The 17,782-nt window shown below is 64.0% G+C and carries 17 protein-coding genes and 1 tRNA gene; 15 read left to right on the top strand and 3 right to left on the bottom strand.

The genetic code is table 11. The features are described 5' to 3' along the window. The first annotated feature begins 30 nt into the window (after window positions 1-30). From infC to ptsP, 5 genes are all read left to right on the top strand, one after another. Window positions 31-582: a translation initiation factor IF-3 gene (gene infC / locus QEP15_RS08740; RefSeq protein WP_076812461.1), complete on the top strand. Its 552-nt coding sequence runs from the start codon at window positions 31-33 to the stop codon at window positions 580-582. Window positions 583-745: 163 nt separating this feature from the next. After that, window positions 746-1,732: a glutathione synthase gene (gene gshB, locus QEP15_RS08745; RefSeq protein ID WP_062841882.1), complete on the top strand. Its 987-nt coding sequence runs from the start codon at window positions 746-748 to the stop codon at window positions 1,730-1,732. 15 nt (window positions 1,733-1,747) lie between these two features. After that, window positions 1,748-2,149: a PTS sugar transporter subunit IIA gene (locus QEP15_RS08750; RefSeq protein WP_056315884.1), complete on the top strand. Its 402-nt coding sequence runs from the start codon at window positions 1,748-1,750 to the stop codon at window positions 2,147-2,149. Between the two features lie 108 nt (window positions 2,150-2,257). Continuing rightward, complete coding sequence (locus tag QEP15_RS08755; RefSeq protein WP_006387993.1) at window positions 2,258-2,527, top strand: HPr family phosphocarrier protein; 270 nt, start codon at window positions 2,258-2,260, stop codon at window positions 2,525-2,527. A gap of 163 nt (window positions 2,528-2,690) precedes the next feature. Beyond that, on the top strand, window positions 2,691-4,349 hold the full coding sequence (gene ptsP / locus QEP15_RS08760; RefSeq protein ID WP_233462034.1) for a phosphoenolpyruvate--protein phosphotransferase: 1,659 nt from the start codon (window positions 2,691-2,693) through the stop codon (window positions 4,347-4,349). Between the two features lie 142 nt (window positions 4,350-4,491). Here ptsP and amt read toward each other — a convergent pair whose 3' ends face one another. Together amt and QEP15_RS08770 are read right to left on the bottom strand one after the other, a co-directional pair. Then, window positions 4,492-5,730 (bottom strand): ammonium transporter, encoded by a 1,239-nt coding sequence (gene amt / locus QEP15_RS08765; RefSeq protein WP_056315887.1) that lies wholly within the window; start codon window positions 5,728-5,730, stop codon window positions 4,492-4,494. Between the two features lie 28 nt (window positions 5,731-5,758). Continuing rightward, the gene (locus QEP15_RS08770; protein ID WP_006218735.1) at window positions 5,759-6,097 is read right to left on the bottom strand and encodes a P-II family nitrogen regulator; all 339 of its coding nucleotides are present in this window, start codon (window positions 6,095-6,097) and stop codon (window positions 5,759-5,761) included. Between the two features lie 672 nt (window positions 6,098-6,769). On the opposite strand from QEP15_RS08770, the gene QEP15_RS08775 reads away from it, so the two are divergent. The 9 genes from QEP15_RS08775 (at window position 6,770) to QEP15_RS08815 (ending at window position 14,256) form a co-directional block, all read left to right on the top strand. Then, window positions 6,770-7,045 carry an accessory factor UbiK family protein gene (locus QEP15_RS08775; RefSeq protein ID WP_056315890.1) on the top strand — a complete coding sequence of 92 codons (276 nt, stop codon included), beginning with the start codon at window positions 6,770-6,772 and terminating at the stop codon, window positions 7,043-7,045. Window positions 7,046-7,162: 117 nt separating this feature from the next. Further along, window positions 7,163-8,689 carry a YifB family Mg chelatase-like AAA ATPase gene (locus QEP15_RS08780; protein WP_152383966.1) on the top strand — a complete coding sequence of 509 codons (1,527 nt, stop codon included), beginning with the start codon at window positions 7,163-7,165 and terminating at the stop codon, window positions 8,687-8,689. 308 nt (window positions 8,690-8,997) lie between these two features. Next, window positions 8,998-9,195 (top strand): 50S ribosomal protein L35, encoded by a 198-nt coding sequence (gene rpmI, locus QEP15_RS08785; protein WP_008159912.1) that lies wholly within the window; start codon window positions 8,998-9,000, stop codon window positions 9,193-9,195. A 17-nt stretch (window positions 9,196-9,212) separates the two neighbouring features. Then, on the top strand, window positions 9,213-9,572 hold the full coding sequence (gene rplT, locus QEP15_RS08790; RefSeq protein ID WP_006218741.1) for a 50S ribosomal protein L20: 360 nt from the start codon (window positions 9,213-9,215) through the stop codon (window positions 9,570-9,572). 77 nt (window positions 9,573-9,649) lie between these two features. Further along, window positions 9,650-10,672, top strand: a complete 1,023-nt coding sequence (gene pheS, locus QEP15_RS08795) for a phenylalanine--tRNA ligase subunit alpha (protein ID WP_056315894.1) — start codon at window positions 9,650-9,652, stop codon at window positions 10,670-10,672. 13 nt (window positions 10,673-10,685) lie between these two features. Continuing rightward, window positions 10,686-13,103, top strand: a complete 2,418-nt coding sequence (gene pheT / locus QEP15_RS08800) for a phenylalanine--tRNA ligase subunit beta (protein WP_152383967.1) — start codon at window positions 10,686-10,688, stop codon at window positions 13,101-13,103. A gap of 2 nt (window positions 13,104-13,105) precedes the next feature. After that, on the top strand, window positions 13,106-13,444 hold the full coding sequence (locus tag QEP15_RS08805) for an integration host factor subunit alpha (RefSeq protein ID WP_081101104.1): 339 nt from the start codon (window positions 13,106-13,108) through the stop codon (window positions 13,442-13,444). 58 nt (window positions 13,445-13,502) lie between these two features. Continuing rightward, window positions 13,503-13,937, top strand: coding sequence for a MerR family transcriptional regulator (locus tag QEP15_RS08810; RefSeq protein ID WP_152383968.1), 435 nt, complete (start codon window positions 13,503-13,505; stop codon window positions 13,935-13,937). Between the two features lie 242 nt (window positions 13,938-14,179). Further along, window positions 14,180-14,256 (top strand) — tRNA-Pro (locus QEP15_RS08815). Between the two features lie 113 nt (window positions 14,257-14,369). Here QEP15_RS08815 and QEP15_RS08820 read toward each other — a convergent pair. Next, window positions 14,370-16,415 carry an alkyl/aryl-sulfatase gene (locus QEP15_RS08820; protein ID WP_280148669.1) on the bottom strand — a complete coding sequence of 682 codons (2,046 nt, stop codon included), beginning with the start codon at window positions 16,413-16,415 and terminating at the stop codon, window positions 14,370-14,372. A 308-nt stretch (window positions 16,416-16,723) separates the two neighbouring features. Here QEP15_RS08820 and QEP15_RS08825 point away from each other — a divergent pair, with 308 nt between their 5' ends. Beyond that, entirely contained in the window at window positions 16,724-17,725 is a 1,002-nt protein-coding gene (locus tag QEP15_RS08825) for a hypothetical protein (RefSeq protein ID WP_227741205.1), read from the top strand. The last annotated feature ends 57 nt before the right edge of the window (window positions 17,726-17,782 follow it).

The following is a 17,782-nucleotide window of genomic DNA, read 5'->3' on the forward strand; positions in this document are numbered from 1 at the left end:
CGCTGCTTAACATTTCTAGGAGCTTTCAACATCGCCACTGAAAAAGCCAATCGCATCAACGGTGAAATCCGCGTCCCCGAGGTGCGCCTGATAGGTCTGGACGGAGAACAGCTGGGCATCGTCAAGATTGCCGACGCCTTCCGTCTTTCCGAGCAAAACGACGTGGATCTGGTGGAAATCGCGCCGAACGCCGAGCCCCCGGTCTGCCGTTTGATGGACTACGGCAAGTTCAAGTACCAAGAGCAAAAGCGCCAGGCCGAAGCCCGCTCCAAGCAAAAGGTCATCCAGGTCAAGGAAGTCAAGTTCCGCCCGGCGACCGACGAGGGCGACTATCAGGTCAAGCTGCGCAACCTGCGCCGCTTCCTCGAGGAAGGCGACAAGGCCAAGGTCACGCTGCGCTTCCGCGGCCGCGAAATGGCTCACCAGGAACTTGGCATGCGCGTCCTTGAGCGCGTGCGCGACGATCTCCTTGAGCTTGCCCAGGTCGAAGCCATGCCCAAGCTCGAAGGCCGTCAGATGGTCATGGTGCTGGCGCCGAAAAAGAAGGCTGTGCCTGCAGGCAAGCCTGAATCGGCAGCCTGAGTCCCAGCCGTACCGACAGGCAGGGCCCAGCCGCCCATTCCTGCAACCCGCCGTGTCCGTCTCGTGACCGGCGGGTTCGCTTATTGGCTGGCTCTACGCTACGATGTCACAAAGCATAGCCGCCTTCCCATCAGGGGAGGCGGCGTCCGTTCAGGGTGTCGCGATGCACGTTTTGTTCGTTTTGGATCCCTTGCCGCTGCTCAAGGCGTACAAGGATAGTTCGGTCGCCATGATGCGTGCCCTCGTGGCGCGCGGCCATACGCTCAGCGTGGCCATGCAGGGCGACCTCTACATCGAGGCGGGCGTCGTCAAGGCGCAGACCACCCCGATCGAGCTCGTCGCCGATGCCGACCTGCACGGCCACGACTGGTGGCGCGAATCCGCCCCTCAGGATCTGCCGCTGGCGGATTTTGGCGCGGTCGTGATGCGCAAAGACCCCCCGTTCGACATGGAATACGTGTATTCCACGCATCTGCTCGAATATGCCGAGGCGCAGGGCGCCTGCGTGTTCAACGGCGGCGCGGCCATCCGCAACCACCCCGAAAAACTGGCCATCACCGAGATCAGCGAGTTCACCGCCCCGACGCTGGTGACCCGCAACATGGCTCGCCTCAAGGCGTTTCATGACAAGCACCAGGATGTCATCGTCAAGCCGCTGGACGGCATGGGCGGCACGGGCGTGTTCCGCCTGCAGCCCAAGGACCCCAACCTGAACGCCATCCTGGAGACGCTGACCGACAACGGCGCGCGCACCATCATGGCGCAGCGCTTCATTCCGGACATCGTCAAGGGCGACAAGCGCATCCTGCTGATCGGCGGTGAACCCGTGCCGTATTCGCTCGCGCGCATCCCGTTGGCTGGCGAAACGCGCGGCAATCTGGCCGCCGGCGGCCGCGGTGTCGCCCAGGAGCTCTCCCCCCGGGACCGCCAGATCGCCGAAGCAGTGGCGCCCAAGCTGGCCGCCCGCGGCCTGCTTCTGGTTGGCCTGGACGTCATCGGCGACTTCGTCACCGAAGTCAACGTCACCAGCCCCACCTGTTTCGTCGAAATTGCCGAGCAGACCGGTTTCGATGTGGCCGGCATGTTCGTGCAGGCGCTCGAGAAAGCGGTGGCGGCCAAGGCTGCAGGCGCTGCCGCCGTTGCAGCCTGATTTTCCGGAACCGACATGACCACGGGTATTGTGATCGTCGTGCATGCGCCCCTGGGCGCCGCAATGCGCGAATGCGCGAGCCACGTCATGGGCGATCTGGACGGCATGCTGGCTATTCACGACATCCAGCCGGAAGATCAGCCGGACGACCTGGCGCCGGATGTCCTGAAAGACATCCTCGAACAGGACCACGGCGCGGGCGTGCTGGTGCTGACCGACCTGATCGGCGCCACCCCCGCCAATATTTCCAAGCGCGCGGTCGCCGACGCGCAGGCCCAGGGCATCCAGTGCTGTGTACTCGCGGGTCTCAACACCCCGATGCTGTTGCGCGCGTTGACCTACCGCAACCTGCCATTGGCTGAAACCCGCGAAAAGGCGCTTGCCGGCGGCGTGCAAGGTGTCTTGCGGGTAGACTGACGGGCAGAAAATTGCCCTATTATGTCGGCTATTATTTCAAGCCGACGATCGGTTCGACGATTGGCTGCGATCAACACTGCGGCATGGTCCGCGGTCACCATCTTTCCTATGCCTAATACTGACATTGTCATCAGCAACAAACTGGGATTGCACGCTCGGGCCGCGGCCAAGCTGACGCAGCTTGCCAGCAAGTTTTCCAGCGAAATCTTCATTTCGCGCGGTGCGCAGCGCGTGAACGCCAAGAGCATCATGGGCGTCATGATGCTGGCGGCCGGTCTGGGCGTCACGGTCAAGCTCGAGGCATCCGGCAGCGATGCCGAGCAAGCCTTGTCCGAAATCGAAACTCTGTTCGACAGCAAATTCGGTGAGCAGGAATAAAACGTCTTCTGAAGCTGCCGGCCCGGCTCGGGCCGGTTCGCTTGCACCCGCGACCGGCGCGCCCGCTGCTGGCGCGCCCCACGGGGCTGGCTCTGCCAGCCCCGTGGTGTGTCTGTACGGCAAGGGCGTCGCCAAGGGGTACGCCATCGGCCGCGCCGTGGTTATGGGCGCTGCCGCCCTTGAAGTGGCGCACTACCGGATCTCTCCGGAAGACGTGCCCGCCGAGAGCGCACGCCTGACCGAAGCGCTGGCGTCGGCGCAGCAGGAACTGCTGCAACTGGCCGACACGCTTCCGGCCGACGCGCCGCGCGAACTGGGCGCGATGCTCAATGTGCACAGCCTGCTCCTGGGCGATCCGCTTCTGGCCGAACAGACGCTTGCCCTGATCGCCGACCGTCACTACAACGCCGAGTGGGCGCTGACGACGCAGGGCCAGATCCTGGGGCAGCAGTTCGACGCCATGGAAGACGAGTACCTGCGCGAGCGCGGGGCGGATGTGCGCCAGGTGATCGAGCGCGTGCTGCACGTCCTGGCCGGCACGTCGGCGATCCTGCCCGACATGTCCCACATGGGCGGCGACGATGCTCTGGTGGTGGTGGCGCACGATATCTCTCCCGCCGACATGCTGCGCCTGCGCGGCGGCCGGTTCGCCGCCTTCGTCACCGACCTGGGCGGCCCGACGTCTCACACCGCAATCGTGGCGCGCAGCATGGGCGTGCCCGCGGTGGTCGCCATGGGCAACGTCCGCGAGCTCGTTCGCGACGGCGACATGCTGATCATCGACGGCTCGGTCGGCGCGGTGGTGGTCAACCCGTCCGAACGCATCCTCCAGGAATACCGCCGCCGCCAAGCCGCGTACGCAGACGAGCGCGCTGAGCTCAGCCTCCTGCGCGACGAACCCTCCGTCACGCTGGACGGCATCGACATCGTGCTGCACGCCAACATCGAGCTGCCGGACGAAGCTGCGCTGGCGCTGGCGTCCGGCGCGCACGGCATCGGGCTCTTTCGCAGCGAATTCCTCTTCATGGGCCGGCCAGACCTGCCCGGCGAAGAAGAGCAGTACGAGGCCTATGCGTCGGTCGTCAAGGTGATGGCCGGCCGTCCGGTCACGATCCGTACGCTGGACATCGGCTCGGACAAGACGCTGGACGGCGAGGCCACCGTGGCCACCAACCCCGCCCTGGGACAGCGCGCCATCCGCTATTGCCTGGCGCGTCCCGAGATGTTCGCGACGCAGCTGCGCGCCATCCTCAGGGCGTCCGCCCACGGTCCGGTGCGTCTCTTGATCCCGATGATCGCGCACATGCACGAAGTCGTGGCCGCCAAGGCCGCCATCGAATCTGCGCGCCGCGAACTCGATGCCCGTGGCCAGGCCTATGCGCCACACATGGAAGTGGGGGCGATGGTCGAGGTGCCCGCGATCGCCATCGCGATCGAACCCTTCGCCCAGGCGCTGGATTTCCTGTCCATCGGCACCAACGACCTGATCCAGTACACGCTTGCCATCGACCGGGGCGACCACGACGTGGCGTCGCTGTACGACCCGCTGCATCCGGCGGTGCTGCGCCTGGTCGCCAACACCATCAATGCGGGCGAACGCGCGGGCAAGCCGGTCGCCGTCTGCGGCGAAATGGCGGGCGATTCGCGCATGACGCGCCTGCTGCTTGGCCTGGGCCTGACCGAGTTCTCCATGCACCCGCAGCAGCTCCTGGACGTAAAACGCGAGGTGCGCCGCGCGCATTCCAACGCGCTCCGCATCAAGGTGGCCTCGGCGCTGAACCGCGCCTTGCCGGTCGACCTGGACGCCCTCGGCCCGGCTTGATTCGTCCTTCGCGGCAGTGACTGAACCGGGTGTGTGACACCCGCCCAAGCAAGCTGACAAAAAAAAGAGCCCTTCATGATGAAGGGCTCTTTCATTTTCCATCCCGCCCCGCCGCAGGGCGCGGCGGGAGCGTCGCAGCAGCTTAGCTGTGATAGGCGGATTCGCCGTGGCTGGTGACGTCCAGGCCTTCGCGCTCCTGGTCTTCCGGCACACGCAGACCGCACAGGGCGTTGGCGATCTTGTAGGCAATCCATGCCACCACGCCAGACCACACGACGGTCAGCAGGACGCCTTCGAGCTGCACCCACAGTTGGTGGGCGATCATGCCGGGCTCGGCCAGGCCGGGGCCACCAAAGACCTGCGCGTTGAACACGCCGGTGAGCAGGGCGCCGACAATGCCGCCCACGCCGTGGATGCCGAACACGTCCAGCGCATCGTCAGCACGCAGCAGGCGCTTCAGGCCATTCACGCCCCAGACGCAGACCACGCCGGCAACCACGCCGATGATCAGGGCGCCCACCGGACCGACCAGGCCGGCGGCGGGAGTGATGCCGACCAGGCCGGCGATGGCGCCCGACGCGGCACCCAGCATCGAGGGCTTGCCCTTGATGGCCCATTCCGTGAACAGCCAGGCCAGCACGGCGCCCGCCGTGGCGATCATGGTGTTGAAGAAGGCCAGGGTGGCGTTCTCGTTGGCGGCCAGCGCCGAACCCGCGTTGAAGCCGAACCAGCCCACCCACAGCAGGGCGGCGCCGACGAACGTCATCGGCAGGTTGTGCGGCTGCATGGCTTCGCGGCCGTAGCCCACGCGCTTGCCGACCACGTAGGCGCCGACCAGGCCAGCCACGCCGGCGTTGATGTGCACCACGGTGCCGCCGGCGAAGTCCAGCGCGCCTTGGGCATTCAACAGGCCCGGCGCGGTTTCAGAGGCGAACCACACCATGTGCGCAATGGGGATGTAGGCGAACGTGAACCAGATCACCGTGAACACCAGCACGGCCGAAAAGCGGGCGCGCTCGGCAAAGCTGCCCACCACCAGGGCGCAGGTAATGCCGGCGAACGTGGCCTGGAACGAGGCGAACAGCAGCTCGGTCAGGGTGTTCGACATGGCGTACGTGCCGTCTGCCGGGTTGAACATGCCAGAGAAGAAGGCGCGCGAGAGGCCGCCGAAGAAGGCGTTGCCCTCGGTGAACGCGAGGGAGTATCCATAGATGAACCAGAGAACCAGGCCCAGCACGAACGTGCACAACACTTGCAGCAAGACGGACAGCACGTTTTTGCTGCGCACCAGGCCGGCGTAGAACATGGCCAGGCCGGGTACGGCCATCATCAATACAAGCAGGGTAGAGACGAGCAACCAGGAGATATCTGCTTTATCCATTTTCAGGCTCCATTGAGGCTTTATTTATTTACAGCGCAGCTTCGCCGGCTTCGCCAGTTCTGATACGGATGACTTGTTCAAGGGGGGCGGCGAAGATCTTGCCGTCGCCGATCTTGCCGGTGCGGGCGGCTTGTTCGATCGCTTCGATGACCTGGTCGACAAGGTGATCGGGCACGGCAGCCTCGACCCGCAGCTTGGGCAGGAAGTCCACGGCGTATTCCGCGCCGCGATAGAGTTCGGTGTGGCCCTTCTGGCGGCCAAAGCCTTTGACTTCGGTAACGGTCAGGCCCTGGACCCCGATCCCGGACAGAGCCACCCGCACTTCGTCGAGCTTGAAGGGCTTGATGATGGCGATGATGAGTTTCATGGCATTTCCTCTCATGGTTGCACGCACCCTGGGTAAAGCAATATCCGTGCCATGTTGGGCAGCGCCGGGCACGGCCGGGAAAGGCGCAAATGTTGTGCGGATAGGCACCATCATGGTGCGCAATGCACCGTGGAGCGGCCTCTTTTTGGTGCGCAACAATGGGTAGCCCCGCCATGCAACCAGATGTATGCCGCACGAAGGATTTGTAGCCATTTAATGCGGACGTGTCGGGCACCTCCGCGTGCGCGGCGCCGCATCGGCAGGTGCGTTGCGCCGGCTCCGCAGGCCGCTCAGCGTTACCGGCTGCGGCTCCGCGCATGCAGCGCGGGTTTCGGGCGCGGCCGCGGTTGCCCCAAAGCGCCTCAAATTGGGGTGCGAGCCTGATACGAGGGTTTACACCGATCGGCTTGTTGGCAGGGGTGGGGTCGAGAAGAATCGAAACCAGGACGTGTATCGGGCAAATGACCGATGCACAGCGCGGTCTCAGCGACCGGCGGCAGGGCTAGTGGTGTTGGTAGGGGCTGCCGTCAGGCGGCCCGGTTTTCTCCTGTGCTTTGAAGGGCGGTCACCGCATGCGGCCCGCCCTTTTTTTTGCGGTGGCGCAATCGGCGCGGCCTGAACCCGGCAACCAACGCACTACACTTGAGGCATCCGGAACATCGAGAGGCAACTATGAACAATCGCACCCAGTGGATGGAAGACCTTCAGAAGAACATTTCCGACCTGATCGCGCGCAGCCCGGCGGCTGACGTCGAGCGCAATGTGCGCGCCATGATGACGCAGGCGTTTTCCAAGCTGGATCTGGTCACCCGCGAAGAGTTCGACGTGCAGGCGGATCTGCTTGCCCGCACGCGCGCCCGCGTCGATCAGCTGGCTGCCCAGGTGCAGCAGATGGAACAGCGCCTGACCGGGCTGGACAAGGGGCCGGCCACCGGGCTGGACAAGTAAGCAAGCCCCGCGCGCCCGCTTTGCGCGGGTCCTGCGCGAGATCGTTTTGTCACGGCCGCTTCCCGCGGCCGTTTGTTTTTTGCGGATACTGGCGGCCCGAACCATCCGGAGACCGTCGTGACGCTTGCTGTACTTGCCAGCCGGGCCCTTTGCGGCATGCATGCCCATGCGGTCCGCGTGGAAACGCACCTGGGGCCCGGGTTGCCGGGTTTCAACGTCGTCGGGTTGGTCGACACCGAAGTCCGGGAAAGCCGCGAGCGGGTCCGCGCGGCCATCATCAACAGCGGTTTCGAATTTCCGGCGGGGCGCATCACCGTCAACCTGTCGCCGGCGGACATGCCCAAGGAGTCCGGCCGCTTCGATCTGCCGATTGCGTTGGGGGTGCTGCTGGCGTCCGGGCAGTTGGCTGCCCCCGCGCAAGACAACGCGCCGGCCGGCGCACCGGATCCCGCGCTGGCCGGGCTGGTGCTTGCAGGCGAACTTTCCCTCACCGGGGCGCTTGTGCCCGTCGCCGCGCCGCTGGTGATCGCCCTGAGCGTCGCTCGGGACGCGCCCGACGCCACGCTTATCCTGCCAGCCGGCAGCGCCGAGCAGGCCGCCTGGGTTCCCGGCTTGCGTGTGCTGTCGGCCCGTTGCCTGGCGGACGTGGCAGCCCACGCAGCGGGCGTCTGCCTGCTTCCCAATGCCGTGCCCGCGCCGTGGCCGCCCGCCGCGCCCGTCCCCTGTCTATCGGATGTGCGGGGCCAGCCGGGCGCGCGGCGGGCGCTTGAAGTCGCGGCGGCGGGCGGCCACAGCCTGTTGATGCTGGGGCCGCCCGGTGCGGGCAAGAGCATGCTGGCCGCACGCCTGCCGGGCCTGCTGCCGCCGCTGGAGCGCAATCAGGCGCTTGAGGCGGCGGCCGTGGCAACGATGGCCGGAATGCCCGACACGCTCACCGGGCAGCCGCCGTTCAGGGCGCCGCACCATTCGGCGTCGGTAGCCGCGCTGGTAGGCGGCGGCGGGCGCCCGCGGCCCGGTGAAATCAGTCTGGCGCATCATGGCGTGCTGTTCCTCGATGAGCTTCCGGAATTCAGCCGCCGCTCGCTCGAGGCGCTGCGAGAGCCGCTGGAGGCGGGCAGGGTGGTCATCTCGCGGGCATTGCACGCCGCGCAGTTTCCGGCCCGTTTTCAGCTCGTGGCCGCCATGAATCCCTGTCCTTGCGGCTGGCGCGGCCATCCGGCGCGCACGTGCGCCTGCACGCCGGATCAGGTGACGCGTTATGCGGGCAAAATATCGGGTCCGCTACTGGACCGGATCGATCTGCATGTCGCCCTGCCGCCGTCCGATCCCGCCTGGATGACGGCGCCGCCCGGCGAATCGTCGCAAGCCGTCCGCGAGCGCGTGGTCCGCTGCCGTGAACGCCAGATGGCCCGCCAGGGCAAGATCAACGCTGGGCTGGCCGGGGCCGAGCTGGACGAATTCTGCGTGATGGATGCCGATGCCCAGACGCTGCTGCAGCAGGCCATGCGCCGCCTGACAGGCTCGGCGCGGGCGATGCACCGGGCGCTGCGCGTGGCCCGCACGATCGCGGATCTGGACGGCCAGGCGGTGCTGGCGGCCAGTCACGTCGCGCAGGCGGTGCAGTACCGGCGTACGGGGGTATGATCCCCGGGCGGCGTCGGCCCTGCGATCCCGTTGTTCCGGGCGTACGCGCTGACTCGACAAAGTCCAGGAAATCACCATATAATCAAAGGCTTTTCCGGATGTGGGTCAGTTTTGTCCGCCTTCGGGAAGCAATCGCGAAACCGCCTGGCCGGATGCTTTACCGAATCGATGCACTTCGTTCGGAACCGGCTTTTCAGATTTCGCGACCCCCCAGAAGTGGCAACAGGTCTACAAGTTTTGGCGTCTTTGGCGCCAAGCACCTGGCGTCATGTAAATCAACAATGCGTGTTTTAGTTTAGGGAATCATCATGCCCAAGATGAAAACCAAGAAAAGCGCCTCCAAGCGCTTTAAGGTGCGCGGCAGCGGCTCCATCAAGCGTGGTCAGGCGTTCAAGCGTCACATCCTGACCAAGAAGACCACCAAGGCCAAGCGTCAACTGCGCGGCTCTGCGGCGGTTCATGACTCCAACGTGGCCTCCGTCAAGGCCATGATGCCTTTCGCTTGATCTAAGGGAGATCTACTATGCCTCGCGTCAAACGCGGCGTAACTGCCCGCGCACGTCACAAGAAAGTCATTGCCGCCGCCAAGGGTTACCGTGGCCGCCGCGGTAATGTGTTCCGTATTGCCAAGCAAGCAGTCATGCGCGCTGGCCAATACGCCTACCGCGACCGCCGCAACAAGAAGCGTACGTTCCGCGCTCTGTGGATCACGCGTATCAACGCGGCCGTCCGTGAGCATGGCGTCAGCTACAGCGTGTTCATCGCTGGCCTGAAGAAGGCTTCGATCGAACTCGACCGTAAGGTCCTGGCCGATCTGGCCGTGCGCGACAAGGCCGGCTTTGCCGCCATCGTGCAGCAAGCCAAGGCTGCCTTGGCTGCCTGATCGCGCGCTTTAACTCATCGCGCATCGCTGCAAACGGGGCTGTAATGGCCCCGTTTGCGTTTTGAAGGCTGGATTTCATGACTCGATTGGTTGACGACCTGGTAGCCCAGGCGCAAGAACGGTTCGCCGCGGCTACGGATGCCGCCGCGCTTGAGAACGCAAAAGCTCGCTTCCTGGGCAAGGAAGGCGCCTTGACGGTGCTGCTCAAAGGCCTGGGCAAGCTCGATCCCGAGCAGAAGCGAGAGGCCGGCGCACGAATCAACCAGGCCAAGCAGAAGATCGAAGAGCTTCTGACCTCGCGCCGTGCCGAACTGGCGCAGGCGGAGCTGGATGCCCGTCTGGCATCCGAAACCATTGACGTCACCCTCCCGGGCCGCGGTCGCGCGCCGGGCGGTATCCATCCGGTGATCCGGACCTGGGAACGCGTGGAAGAAATCTTCCGTTCCATTGGCTTTGACGTGGCCGACGGCCCCGAAGTGGAAAACGACTGGACCAATTTCACCGCATTGAACAACCCGCTGGACCATCCGGCGCGTTCGATGCAGGACACGTTCTACGTCGACATGAACGACGCGGACGGTCTGCCGCTGTTGCTGCGCACGCACACCAGCCCCATGCAGGTGCGTTATGCCCGCATGCACAAGCCGCCCATCAAGGTCATCGCGCCCGGGCGCACCTATCGCGTCGACAGCGACGCCACGCACTCGCCCATGTTCCACCAGGTGGAAGGGCTCTGGATCGCCGAGGACATCTCGTTTGCCGACCTGAAGGGCGTGTACACCGATTTCCTGCGTTGCTTCTTTGAAAGCGACGATCTGGTCGTGCGATTCCGCCCGTCGTTCTTCCCGTTCACGGAACCGTCCGCCGAGATCGACATGATGTTCACCTCGGGTCCCAACCGCGGCCGCTGGCTGGAGATCTCCGGTTCCGGCCAGGTGCATCCGCAGGTGGTGCGCAATTTCGGGCTGGATCCCGAGCGCTACATCGGCTTTGCCTTCGGCTCCGGACTCGAGCGCCTGACGATGTTGCGCTACGGCGTCAACGATCTGCGCCAGTTCTACGAAGGCGATTTGCGCTTCCTGCGCCAGTTCAACGAATAACAGACGGCTGATCATGCAATTTCCCGAATCCTGGCTGCGTACGCTGGTCAATCCTCCGATCGCAACCGATGAACTCGCGCACCGGCTCACGATGGCCGGCCTGGAAGTCGAAGAAACCGAACCCGCCGCGCCCGCCTTCTCCGGCGTGGTCGTCGCGCACATCGTCGAAATCGCCCCGCATCCGGACGCCGACAAGCTGCGCGTCTGCCAGGTCGACGACGGCTCGGGCGAACGCCTGCAGATCGTGTGTGGCGCGCCCAACGCGGCCGCCGGCCTGAAGGTGCCGCTCGCCCGTGTGGGCGCGGAACTGCCCGGCGGCATGAAGATCGGCGTGGCCAAGATGCGCGGCGTGCAGTCCTCCGGCATGCTGTGCTCGGCGCGCGAACTGGGTCTGTCGCAAGATCACGCGGGCCTCCTGGAACTGCCCGCGGACATGGTCCCCGGCCAATCCATCCGTGAAGCGCTGGACCTGGACGACACGCTGTTCACGCTCAAGCTGACGCCCAACCGCGCCGACTGCCTGTCGATTCTGGGCGTGGCGCGCGAAGTGGCCGCGCTGACCGGCGCGCCGCTGTCGGTGCCGACGGCCGCTGCCGTGCCCGTCACGCTCGATGAGCGCCTGCCCGTCAAGATCGAAGCGCCTGACCTGTGCGGTCGTTTCGGCGGCCGCGTCATTCGCGGCGTGAACGCGCGCGCAGCGACGCCCGAGTGGATGAAGACGCGCCTTGAGCGCGCCGGCCAGCGCTCGCTGTCCGCGCTGGTCGACATCTCCAACTACGTCATGCTTGAACTCGGCCGTCCGTCGCACGTGTTCGATCTGGACAAGATCGGCGGCGACATCAGCGTGCGCTGGGCGCGTGAAGGCGAAACGCTTGAACTCTTGAACGGCCAGACCGTCACGCTCGATCCGAAGGTCGGCGTCGTCGTCGCGGGCGATCAGGTCGAAAGCCTGGCCGGCATCATGGGCGGCGAAGCCACCTCGGTGACGCTGGACACGCAGAACATCTATCTCGAAGCCGCATTCTGGTGGCCGCAAGCCATTGCCGGCCGTGCGCGCCGCTTCAAGTTCAGCTCCGAGGCCAGCCACCGCTTCGAACGCGGCGTGGACTACGCCAGCATTCCCGAGCACATTGAATTCATCACCCGCCTCATCGTCGACATCTGCGGCGGCCAGGTGGGTCCCATCGACGACCAGATCGTCAATCTGCCGCAACGTCCGCCGGTGCGCATGCGCCTGGCGCGCTGCCATCGCGTGCTGGGCGTGCCGGTCACGCGTGAGCAGGTTGCAACCATCTTCTGCAGTCTGGGCCTGGACTACGCGGTCGAGGGCGACGACTTCATCGTCAATCCGCCGTCATACCGTTTCGATCTGGAAATCGAAGAAGACCTGATCGAGGAAGTGGCTCGCATCTACGGTTTTGAAAGCATCCCCGACGTGCCGCCGATGGCGCGCGCCAAGATGTTCTCGCAGCCCGAAGTGCGACGCGGCGCGCATGCGCTTCGCCGTCTTGCGGCCGCGCAGGACTACCAGGAAGTCGTCAACTACAGCTTCGTCGAAGCCGACTGGGAACGCGATTTCGCGGGCAACGACAACCCCGTGCGGCTTGTGAACCCGATCGCCAGCCATCTGTCGGTCATGCGTTCCAGCCTGATCGGCGGCCTGGTCGCCAACATCCGTCACAACGCCAACCGCAAGCAATCGCGCGTTCGCCTGTTCGAACTGGGACGCGTGTTTTTCCGCGATGCGTCGGCCGAGGACGGTCCGCTGCAAGTGGCGGGTGTGCGCCAGCCCATGAAGCTCGCGGGCGCAGCCTGGGGCCCGGCGGCCGAAGAACAGTGGGGCGTGCCCACGCGCCAGGTGGACTTCTTTGACGTCAAGATGGACGTCGAGTCGTTGTTCGGCGCACGCGGCCGCCGCCTGCGCTTCGAGGCTGCGGCGCATCCGGCGCTGCATCCCGGCCGTGGCGCGCGCGTCATGCTGGACGGCAAGCATGTGGGCTGGATCGGCGAATTGCATCCGCGCTGGGCGCAACAGGCCGACCTGGCGCATGCGCCGGTGGTCTTCGAGCTGGACGTGGACGCGCTGTCGGAAGGCGAATTGCCGCAGGTGCGCGAGCTCTCGCGCCAACCCGTGGTGGTGCGCGACCTGGCGCTGTGGGTCGACGAGGACGTGACCGTCCAATCCATGCTCGATACCGTCGCCAAGGCCGTCAAGGCCGATGCGCAACTGGCCGTTGTGCAGGATGCGCGCGTGTTCGACGTGTGGCGCGACAAGGCGCAGGGCAGCGAACCGGTCGCCGAGAAAAGCCTTGCGTTCCGTTTCTGGCTACAGGACACTGAGGTCACTTTGGACGAAGCCCGCGTGGCCGACTGCCTCGCGCGCATCAAGGAAGCCCTGGTTGCCGCGCACGGCGCGCGCCAACGTGGCTGAACATGGGGACCAGTATGCTTGCCGAGCAACGCACCCTCACCAAGGCCGAGCTGGCCGAGCTGCTTTTCGAGCGGGTCGGCCTGAACAAGCGCGAAGCCAAGGACATCGTCGATACGTTCTTCGAGGAAATCCGCGACGCCCTGGCGCGCGGTGATTCCGTCAAGCTCTCGGGTTTCGGCAACTTCCAGGTGCGCGACAAACCGCCGCGTCCTGGCCGCAACCCGAAGACCGGAGAAACCATCCCCATCGCGGCGCGGCGTGTCGTCACCTTCCACGCCAGCCAGAAACTCAAGAGCGTGGTCGAGCAGGCCGTTCCTACAACGCCCGACGCCGCGGAGTGATACGCTTTGTCGGTAATTGTTATCGGCGCACCACGCATCGCGCGCATAAAATCCGCTTATGACACGTACTGAATCCACCGTTACCTTACCGCCCATTCCCGCCAAGCGTTACTTCACCATCGGCGAAGTCAGCGACCTGTGTGGCGTCAAGCCTCATGTGTTGCGGTACTGGGAACAGGAATTCACTCAGCTCAAGCCCGTGAAGCGCCGCGGCAACCGCCGCTATTATCAGCACCACGAAGTGCTGCTCATCCGCCGCATCCGTTCGCTGCTTTACGAACAAGGCTTCACGATCAGCGGCGCGCGCAATCGCCTGGGCGATGCGCGCGACGTGCCGCACGACCAGGACGCCGCCGTGCGCCTGTCGGGCACCGAGATGCAGTCGCTGCGCGCGGAACTCGGCAACGTGTCGGCGATGCTCGCCGAAGCCTTGGGAACGACGGTCACCAAGCCCGCCGCTGCTGCGACGACGCAGACCGCGCCCACTGCCTGAGCCGTTTTCTTCGCGACGCATCGGTTGCAATCCAGACCTTGATTTCAGTGCCCGCGACGCGCGACGCCATCATGGCAGCGCGCGTTGCAGCTAGTCTTGCCTTGCGCTTCGCGCGCGCCGCTTCATCACTTTGCACTGATGTGAACGGCGAACGCAAAGCGCAAAATTTTTTCCGGTATTCAGCACTTTTTTTGCACCAATGCGTGCAAACGTTTTTTAGTTCTGCTATACTCTTTTTCTTTCGGGGCGTAGCGCAGCCTGGTAGCGCACTTGCATGGGGTGCAAGGGGTCGCGAGTTCGAATCCCGCCGTCCCGACCAGTAGTTCCAAGGCCGTTAGTGAGAAATCACTAACGGCCTTTCTCATTGGTCTTGCGATCAAGTCGGCTATCTGCCAATAACCGCGACCTAAGACTTCAACTTAAGACCTCGTCCTATGGTGTCACGATGTTGAACCAGAACTCGAAGTTGTCCAGGGACGCAAACATGTCCGTGATTTTCTGCTGATCGCCGCTGACTTTTACGTCACCCTTGGCCAGCGCGTCCTTGAGCGTCATCTCCTTTAGCATCATCCGGTTGAGCGTTTCCCGGCTGAGCGACATGCTGGCTGTTGGCTCCTTGGCCTGCTTGCCTTCGGTGTGATTGAGCACGCTGTTCACCATCTCGAGCGTGTATTTCTGGTCGGTGTCGGTGAAATCAAGGTTCAGCACCACGTGCTTGCCTGCGGCTTTCTCACGATTTATCCGAACCGCGAAATAATCGAACAGCATGTCCAGCGTCATCGCGCGTACGGTGTCCGGGCTGGCGGTGTCGGGGACGGGCAGTTTCTGCACGCCTTCACGCAGTTCCTTCGCGCCCGTCAGGTAGAAATTGCGCCACGGGCCGCTTTCGGCCTGGTAGCCCATCTGCTCCAGGGCGTCGGCCTGCAAGTTCTTTGCTTCCTGGTTGTCGGGCTCGGCAAAGACTGCGTAATTCACCACCTCGGCCACCCAGCGGTAATCTCCCTTCTTGTAGTAATCGCGCGCTTTGGAAAGAATGGCAGGCACGCCGCCCATCATGTCGACGTAGCGCTTGGAGGCCTCCTGGATGGGTAATGTGTGCAGGGTGGCGGGGTTGCCGTTGAACCAGCCTAGATACAGGACGTATGTGGCGCGGACGTTGTGGTTCACCGATCCGTAGTAGCCGCGGTTGGAGAACTGCGTGGCGATCGCCTCCGGCAGCTTGACCTGCTCCGCGATCTCTTCCTTGTTGTAGCCCATGTTGGCCAGGCGCAGCGTCTCGTCGTTGATGTAGCGGTACATGTCTCGCTGCAGGCCCAGCTGCTCCTGAACCTCCTTCTTGCCCCACACCGGCCAGTGGTGCATGGCGTACATGACTTCGACGTCGTCGCCCCACAGAGCCAGCGCCTCGTTCAGGTACTTCGACCAAGCCAGCGGGTCGCGGATCTTGGCGCCGCGCAGAGAATAGGTGTTGTGCAGCGTGTGGGTGGAGTCTTCGGCCGTGTTCAGGGCTTTCTTCTCCTTGATGTAATACAGCATCTCGGCAGGCGCTTCGCTACCGGGTGCGTACAGGAATTCATAGGTGAGCCCATCAATCGTGCGCGTCTCGCCCGTCTTCTCGATGATGTCCGTAGGCGGGATCAAGGTCACCGTGCCGGCTGAGGTCGTCGTGCCCAACCCCGCGCCCACTTGTCCCGTCGCGCTGGGCGGCAGGAGGTTGCCGTACATGTAGCTTGCGCGTCGGCTCATGGCGGTGCCGGCCATGACGTTTTCCGCGACGGCATGTTCCAGAAACCCAAGCGGCGCGTAGATCTTGACGGTCCCGGCCTTCACGTCCACTTCATCCACCACCCCTCGTACGCCGCCGTAGTGATCGACGTGGCTGTGCGTGTAGATCACCGCGACCACGGGCTTCTTTGGACGATGCTGGAAATAGAGATCCAACGCAGCTTTCGCGGTTTCGGTGGAGATGAGCGGATCCATGATCGTGAGGCCGTCCTTGCCCTCGACGATGGTCATGTTGGACAGGTCGTAATTGCGAACCTGGTAAATCCCGTCCATCACCTTGAACAGACCCGAAATATTCAGCAGTTGCGACTGCCGCCACAGGCTGGGATTGACGGTGTCGGGCGCAGGCGCACCTTCCTTGATGAAGTCATACTTGGTCGGATCCCAGACCAGGTTGCCTTGTTCGCCCTTGATCATCCCGGAAGGAAGGGGGGCGATGAATCCCTTGTGCGCCAGTTCGAAGGAGGTCTTGTCGGAAAAGGGCAACTCCTGAAGGAGCGCGGCGTTGGCGTCCTTGGTGGCCTGTTCCGCGGGCTTGGGCGCTGATGCGGCCCACGCCGGGGGGGCGAATGCCAGTATGACTGCCGTGGTGATTGTGCTGATCCTTAAAGGCTGGCTGCGTGCTACTCGGGCGGAACATCTCCGTGCTGCTGAAGACGGGGAAAGGATGTTCATACTGGAAGTGAGCTTCATAACGACTTCTCTCCATGTATCGAGGCAGATTCACGCCGGCGGCGCGCCGGAAGAAACGGACGGCAGGTATCGAGTCGTGCGGGTGTCCTGAAGGAGGGGGAGGCGGCCTTGCCCGGAAAATGGGTGGGCGAGGGAATTTCATGACCGAAATCGCGTGCGGTGCAGCGGTTTACAGCTTTGTGGTGCAGGCGCAACGCGCGCCAGCAGGATACGGGAGGCGCCTTTGTTTTTCGCGCCAATTGCGTGATATTCGAACGAATCCGACCGTATGGCAAGGTGCCAAATCATGTTGGCCATGGAGAACGAGCATGTTCAACATACGCGCATTTGGGTTGCGATACGCTCCCTGGCCGCTGCGCAGCGGCAGTGTGCCGGGGTGCCTCGTGATAGGGCTCGCGTGTCTGGCGGGTGCCGAGGCCTCGGCCCAATCAACCCTTCGGTTGAGTCACGATGATCTACAGAAGCGTGCCAATGGGGTATTGGCGCTTATGTCTTTTTCCATCGTGCCAGACATTACGACAAGTTCGTTGTCCATTGGCAGCGCCGGTGCTTCCACCACGGGCTCAACCGAGTTTTTCATGACGCAGTTGGGTGGGGGCGACACGATCTCTGATTCCGTCCCTATCTACCTTGAAGGCGTGCTGGCCGGCAGCCGCTACGACCCCACCTTCATTGCGACCCAAGGCGCGGAGCAACGCCGCATCCCAACCAAGTGGAACAGTGTGTCGGCTACCGGCGGGATCGGTTGGGACTTCAAACTGACCGATGAACTGAAGCTGCGCCCCATCTTCAATGTCGCGTTGGGCAACGTCACGAGCGACTTGCGCGCGGCCAGTTGGTACGTGGGACAGCGCACGGGCAGGGATGTCGACTTTCTCGATCGTGGATCATTGAACGCGTACGGGTTGGGCGGGTCATTGATGTTGGACTACGAACATTACCGCCCGGGCTATGAGGTGGACGTGGAATTGCGGTACTCCGACATCCGCTTGAAGAGCTTCGACAGCTCGTCTGCGGTGCAGGGCAGCGCGGTGGCCCAGTCCGCCAATTTGTGGGCGCGCTACCGGGCCCCTACGGGTATCACCATGCTGCAGCGCCCATTGCGATATGTTCTGGAGCTTACCCATTCGGAGTTTCTAGGGGACCAGCGCGGCGCCCTGGGCTTTGACCGGCTGACGGCACTGGGCGCGGGTCTGGAGCTGGACTCTAGCGCCTATGACGTGTTCATCACGCGCACGAGGCTGGTCGGAAGATACGTGTTCGGCACCAATGTGTCGGGCTTCTCGGTCGGGCTGGCGGTGAGCTTTTGATGCGTAAACTCGGCATGTACCCGGCGCAGTGACTTTTGCAGGGGCACGCCTGAAATC

The sequence above is a fragment of the Achromobacter mucicolens genome, from assembly GCF_029866465.1.
GTDB classification, from domain to species: domain Bacteria; phylum Pseudomonadota; class Gammaproteobacteria; order Burkholderiales; family Burkholderiaceae_B; genus Achromobacter; species Achromobacter mucicolens.

Bases quoted from the DNA above. Each gene is read 5' to 3' on its own strand.
- QEP15_RS08770 (WP_006218735.1), bottom strand. From the start codon at position 6,097: ATGAAACTCATCATCGCCATCATCAAGCCCTTCAAGCTCGACGAAGTG.
- pheT (WP_152383967.1), top strand. From the start codon at position 10,686: ATGCAATTTCCCGAATCCTGGCTGCGTACGCTGGTCAATCCTCCGATC.
- QEP15_RS08810 (WP_152383968.1), top strand. From the start codon at position 13,503: ATGACACGTACTGAATCCACCGTTACCTTACCGCCCATTCCCGCCAAG.
- pheS (WP_056315894.1), top strand. From the start codon at position 9,650: ATGACTCGATTGGTTGACGACCTGGTAGCCCAGGCGCAAGAACGGTTC.
- gshB (WP_062841882.1), top strand. From the start codon at position 746: ATGCACGTTTTGTTCGTTTTGGATCCCTTGCCGCTGCTCAAGGCGTAC.
- QEP15_RS08755 (WP_006387993.1), top strand. From the start codon at position 2,258: ATGCCTAATACTGACATTGTCATCAGCAACAAACTGGGATTGCACGCT.
- QEP15_RS08775 (WP_056315890.1), top strand. From the start codon at position 6,770: ATGAACAATCGCACCCAGTGGATGGAAGACCTTCAGAAGAACATTTCC.
- rplT (WP_006218741.1), top strand. From the start codon at position 9,213: ATGCCTCGCGTCAAACGCGGCGTAACTGCCCGCGCACGTCACAAGAAA.
- QEP15_RS08820 (WP_280148669.1), bottom strand. From the start codon at position 16,415: ATGAAGCTCACTTCCAGTATGAACATCCTTTCCCCGTCTTCAGCAGCA.
- rpmI (WP_008159912.1), top strand. From the start codon at position 8,998: ATGCCCAAGATGAAAACCAAGAAAAGCGCCTCCAAGCGCTTTAAGGTG.
- QEP15_RS08750 (WP_056315884.1), top strand. From the start codon at position 1,748: ATGACCACGGGTATTGTGATCGTCGTGCATGCGCCCCTGGGCGCCGCA.
- ptsP (WP_233462034.1), top strand. From the start codon at position 2,691: ATGGGCGCTGCCGCCCTTGAAGTGGCGCACTACCGGATCTCTCCGGAA.
- amt (WP_056315887.1), bottom strand. From the start codon at position 5,730: ATGGATAAAGCAGATATCTCCTGGTTGCTCGTCTCTACCCTGCTTGTA.
- QEP15_RS08805 (WP_081101104.1), top strand. From the start codon at position 13,106: ATGGGGACCAGTATGCTTGCCGAGCAACGCACCCTCACCAAGGCCGAG.
- QEP15_RS08825 (WP_227741205.1), top strand. From the start codon at position 16,724: ATGTTCAACATACGCGCATTTGGGTTGCGATACGCTCCCTGGCCGCTG.